Origin of the sequence: Paraburkholderia sp., assembly GCF_035656215.1 — a bacterium.
GTDB lineage: Bacteria > Pseudomonadota > Gammaproteobacteria > Burkholderiales > Burkholderiaceae > Paraburkholderia.
This window is the reverse complement of the sequence record NZ_DASRSY010000387.1, coordinates 1-4,982: the sequence shown is the minus strand read 5'-3', so window position 1 is coordinate 4,982 and position 4,982 is coordinate 1. Positions and strand designations below refer to the sequence as shown.

The 4,982-nt window shown below is 61.0% G+C and carries 3 protein-coding genes; 1 reads left to right on the top strand and 2 read right to left on the bottom strand.

All coding sequences use genetic code 11. The features are described 5' to 3' along the window. On the top strand, nucleotides 1–2,195 hold a 2,195-nt coding region (locus tag VFE81_RS22520), incomplete at its 5' end, for an FAD-binding and (Fe-S)-binding domain-containing protein (protein ID WP_325046705.1). 96 nt (nucleotides 2,196–2,291) lie between these two features. On the opposite strand, the gene VFE81_RS22515 is transcribed toward VFE81_RS22520, so the two are convergent. Together VFE81_RS22515 and VFE81_RS22510 are read right to left on the bottom strand one after the other, a co-directional pair. After that, the gene (locus VFE81_RS22515; RefSeq protein ID WP_325046704.1) at nucleotides 2,292–2,924 is read right to left on the bottom strand and encodes an XRE family transcriptional regulator; all 633 of its coding nucleotides are present in this window, start codon (nucleotides 2,922–2,924) and stop codon (nucleotides 2,292–2,294) included. A 607-nt stretch (nucleotides 2,925–3,531) separates the two neighbouring features. Further along, nucleotides 3,532–4,977 carry a DEAD/DEAH box helicase gene (locus tag VFE81_RS22510; protein WP_325046706.1) on the bottom strand — a complete coding sequence of 482 codons (1,446 nt, stop codon included), beginning with the start codon at nucleotides 4,975–4,977 and terminating at the stop codon, nucleotides 3,532–3,534. Nucleotides 4,978–4,982: the final 5 nt, after the last annotated feature.

Sequence of the window (4,982 nt, the reverse complement as noted above, 5' to 3'; positions counted from 1 at the left end):
TCAATGTCGCGCGTGCGCTGGTCGGTACCGAAGGCACCTGCGCGGTAACGCTGCAGGCGAAAGTGAGGCTTGTGAAGAGTCCGGCGAAACGCGTGATCGTCGTGGTCGGTTTCAAGGATATCTATATCGCCGCGGATGCCGTGCCGCATTTCATGCGCTGCGGGCCGATCGCGATCGAGGGACTCGACCGCGCGATCATCCGCGGCTTGCAGGCGCGCGGTTTGAAGAAGGACGAGATCGCTTTACTGCCCGAAGGCGATGCCTGGGTCGTGCTCGAATTCGGTGCGGACACGCAAGACGATGCCGTGCGCCAGGCGGAAACCGCTGCGGCGTATTTTTTGTCGGGCGAAGCCGGACCGGACGTGTCGGCGATGCTCGTTGAAGATCGCGCGTTGCAGGCGAAAGTGTGGTCGATTCGCGAGACGGGCGCGTCGGCGGTAGCGTTGTCGGTGGAGTCGGGCACGCCCGATCCGGTGGTCGGCTGGGAAGACGCGGCGGTCGATCCAATGCGCCTCGGCGGCTATCTGCGCGCGTTTCAGGCGCTGGTGGATCGTTATGGCTACGAGACGAGCCTGTACGGCCATTTCGGCGATGGCTGCGTGCACGCACGTATCACCTTCGACCTGCGCAGCGTGGAAGGCGTCGCGACGTGGCGCAAGTTTCTGCGCGAAGCGGCGGAACTGGTGGTCGAATTCGGCGGCTCGCTTTCCGGCGAACACGGCGATGGCCAGGCCAAGGCTGAATTCCTGCCGATCATGTACGGCCCGGAACTGATGCAGGCCATGGAGCAGTTCAAGGCGATCTGGGATCCGGCGAATCGATTGAATCCCGGCAAGGTTGTGCATGCGTATCGCGCTGATGAAAATCTGCGTATGGGTCCGGCGTACAAACCAGTGACCTTGCAAACGAAGCTCACGTTCGCGAGTCAGGAAGGCGACGGTTTTCAGCGCGAGATTGAACGATGCATCGGCATGGGCAAGTGCCGCTCGCTCGAAGGCGGCACGATGTGCCCGAGCTATCGCGCGACACGTGAAGAGAAATATTCGACACGTGGCCGCGCGCATCTGTTCTGGGAAATGCTGCAAGGCGACGTGATCACCGATGGCTGGCAAAGCCGCGAAGTGAAAGAGGCGCTCGATACCTGCCTCGCGTGCAAGGGCTGCAAATCCGATTGCCCGACGCATACGGATATGGCTTCATACAAGGCAGAATTTCTTTCGCATTACTACGAGACGAATCGTCGACCACGCCAGGCGTTGTTCTTGGGGCGGGTCGGAGAATGGGCGCCGTGGGCGGCAAGGTTTCCGAGGCTGACGAATTTCATGACGTCGGCGCCAGGGTTGGCTTCGGTTGGGAAGTGGGTTGCCGGGGTGGCGCAGGCGCGTGAATTGCCGAGGTTTGCCGCGCAGACCTATCGGCAGATTGCGCGGCGCTCGCCTCAAGCTATGCGTGCTGCTCGTTCTGGTGAAGAGATCAAGAAAGTCATCCTATGGGTCGATACTTTCAACGATCATTTCACGCCCGAGATCGCGCAGGCCGCTGCCGATGTGCTCACGCAAATGGGCTGGCACGTCGTGCTGCCGAAGAACCGTTTGTGTTGTGGACGTCCGCTGTATGACTTCGGTTTGCTCGACCGTGCGCGTGAGTTGTTGACCACGATTCTCGATGACCTCGGGGACGATATTGCCGCCGGCGTGCCACTGGTCGGTCTCGAGCCCGGTTGCTTGTCAGTGTTCAAGGATGAGTTGCTGAAGCAACTCCCCGGTCATGCTTTAGCGAAACAGCTGTCGGCGCAGACTTTTCTGTTTTCCGATTTCGTCGCGCGTCAGCCGTTCGATTGGCCGACGCTTGCAGCGGACGTGATCGTGCACGGGCATTGTCATCAGAAGGCGCTGTTTGGCATGCAAGGTGATACCGCGCTGTTGAACAAGCTCGGCGTGACGTGGACATTGCTCGATACGGGATGCTGTGGAATGGCGGGATCGTTCGGTTTCAACGATGAGCACCACGCGCTTTCGGAGAAGATCGGCGAAGACACGCTGTTTCCTGCTGTGCGTGCCGCTACTGCTGCGAACGCGGAAACGATTGTGCTGACCAACGGCTTCAGTTGCCGTGAGCAGATCAAGCAGGGGACGGGACAACACACGATGCATATCGCGCAACTGGCGCAGCTAGCGTTGGCTGCGCGTTGTTAACGCGCTGTAACGGTGGCAGTAGCATTAGCGCTGCCACCGGCATTGGTTTTCGCTTTTGGCGTTGAGAGGTGTTGTGGCGCGGTCCACGCGCCTTGGCTATTTTTTTGTCGGTTCGGTGGTGGCCGGTGCTTGCGGGACGTCGACGCTGGTGGCCATCCACAATACTTCGGCGTCTTCATCGCTGGTGGAGACCGCGGCGTGGCCGGTGCGGCTGTCGAAGTACAGACTGTCGCCAGCGTTCAGATGCGTCGGCGCGTACAACTCGGAATACAGGCACACGCTGCCGCTGATCACGTACAGGAATTCTTCGCCTTCGTGACGGCCCCAGTCGTCGAACGCGTCCAGCGTGTGCGCCGAGATGCGGATGCGGAACGGCAACATCGCTTTGTGCGCCAGATCCGTGGCGAGTAACTCCATCTGGTAGCCGCGATAGGCGTGACGCTGGCCTTCGTCTTTGCGGGTCAGTGCGCGGCGTCCGCTGGCGCTGACTTTGGGTGTCGACCCGAACAGCTCGCCGATTTCAATCTTCAGGCCGAGGACGATTTTCTGCAGGACGTCGAAGGTGGGGGACATCAGGCCGTTTTCGACTTTTGACAGCGTCGAGCGGGAGACGCCGCAGAGGCGGCTCGCGGTTTCGAGCGTCAAATCCTGCGCCTGGCGGGCGGCGCGGACGCGGCGACCGAGGTCGGTTGTCGATTGGTCGGCGGGTTTGGTGAGGTGAGTGTCCATGGGGTCCAACGGCTTAATTGCGCGCCTTGGGAGGCGGGTCGTGTTTCCGATAATAACATTTGAGAAGGGCAGGCCTGGGTAGCGTCGGTTCACGCGACCATTGAGCAACTTTTCCCATCGGAAACATGGTGCTACGAGATTGATGCGGTCGGTTTTAATCTCGTTCGGCCGCGGACTTCGAAGGCTTTGGATCGACTTCTGCCTTTCGCTCGCCAAAAAATGGACATTCGACGTGGGCCGGGTTGGCCTTTCTCGGACGACCGCTCTGGTCGATCAACCGTCTGTCACTTCGCGTCAGTGATCGGCGGGTCGTCTTAAGGTTTATTCAACGCCTGCCCGCACGCGCCGTCGCGCGCCCCCGAGCCCGCGGACACGGGCAGGCGTCGAACAAACCTCAAGAGAAGCGGACACATTCACCAGAGACGAGCTCGATCGGACGCTCGCTACGCACGATTTCAACGTCCGTTCGGCCCCGACGTTGTTAGGGATCCTGGATTCAGTGCGCCGTTACCCGCCGACCTGATGCACGCCGAAGCCGCGCCGCTGTCTGCCAGCGGGCCGCAAACCGCCTGCCTGTTCCGGGGGGGGCCTTACTCGTCCGCACGGATCACGGTTGGCGTTTGCCGCGACCACCAGCGGGTTTGCCAGCCGGCTTACGTGAACCCGCAACTGGCTTGCTGGCGGGTTTGCTGCGTGGCTTTTGCGCGCTGAATGGGCTACCGCTGGACAAGCTTGCGCCTTTACCCGCGGCCACAGCGCGTTGCGCCGCAGGCTTGCGTTTGTTTTCGCCACTTTGCGGGCGCGATTTTTTGCTGGGCACCTGCATGGCGCCCGACGCAGCTTGCGGCACTTTGGGCTTCTTAGGCTTTTTGGGCTTCTTGATGATCTCGCCCGTCGCGCTAGTTTGCGGCACGCGGTGTTCGGCTTCAAAACCGGGCTCTTCTTCACGGGGCAGCGTTTGCCGGATCAGCGCTTCAATCGCGGCCAGTTGCGGCGCTTCATCGGCACACACAAGGGACACCGCCACGCCGCTGGCGCCCGCGCGGCCGGTACGGCCAATACGGTGCACATAGTCTTGCGCCACGATCGGCAGATCAACGTTGATCACCAGCGGCAGGTCGTCGATATCCAGCCCGCGCGCAGCCACATCGGTGGCTACCAGCATATGTACTTCGCCCGTCTTGAAGCGCTCCAGCGCACGCATGCGTGCGGGTTGCGGTTTGTCGCCGTGGATGGTGTCGACCGCATAGCCCGCTTCATCCAGCATGGCCGCCAGGTATTCCACGCCATTGCGGGTTTTGACGAACACCAGCGCGTGCTGCCAGTTGTTCTCAGCCACAAGGTGCATGAAGAGCTCAGGCTTGTTCTTTTTATCCACCGGCACCACCCACTGCTTGATCTTGCTGGCCGTGGCATTGGGCGGGCTGACGCTGATATTGACCGGGCTGTGCAGAATGCCCGCCGCCATGGCGCGGATATCATCGGTAAACGTGGCAGAGAACAGCAGGGTCTGGCGCTGAGCGGGCAAGGCAGCAAAGACGGCGTTGAGTTCGCGCGCAAAGCCCAGATCCAGCATGCGGTCAGCTTCATCCAGCACCAGCGTTTGTACTTGATCAAACAGCACTGCGTTCTGGCGATTGAGATCTAGCAAACGGCCCGGCGTGGCAACGAGCACATCCACGCCTTTGCGCAACTTCATCATCTGCGGGTTGATACTCACACCGCCGTAGGCGGCCAGAAATCGTAAGTCGAGGCCTTTGCCGTAATCGATAAAGCTTTGCAGCACTTGTTCGGCCAGTTCACGCGTGGGCACCAGCACCAGAACACGCGTGCGGTTGCTGGACACCGCCGGGCCGTGTTGCACTAGCCGTTGCAACAGCGGCAGCGCAAAACCCGCCGTTTTGCCCGTGCCGGTCTGTGCCGCAGCCATGACGTCGCGGCCACTGAGCACAGCAGGAATCGCCTTGGCCTGCACCGGCGTAGGTGTCTGATAATTGAGGTCCTGCACATTACGCAGCAAGGGATCGATCAGGCCAAGCGAGGCAAAAGACATTGGCG

Excerpts from the sequence above, each read along its gene's own strand:
- VFE81_RS22515 (WP_325046704.1), bottom strand. The coding sequence starts at position 2,924 with ATGGACACTCACCTCACCAAACCCGCCGACCAATCGACAACCGACCTC.
- VFE81_RS22510 (WP_325046706.1), bottom strand. The coding sequence starts at position 4,977 with ATGTCTTTTGCCTCGCTTGGCCTGATCGATCCCTTGCTGCGTAATGTG.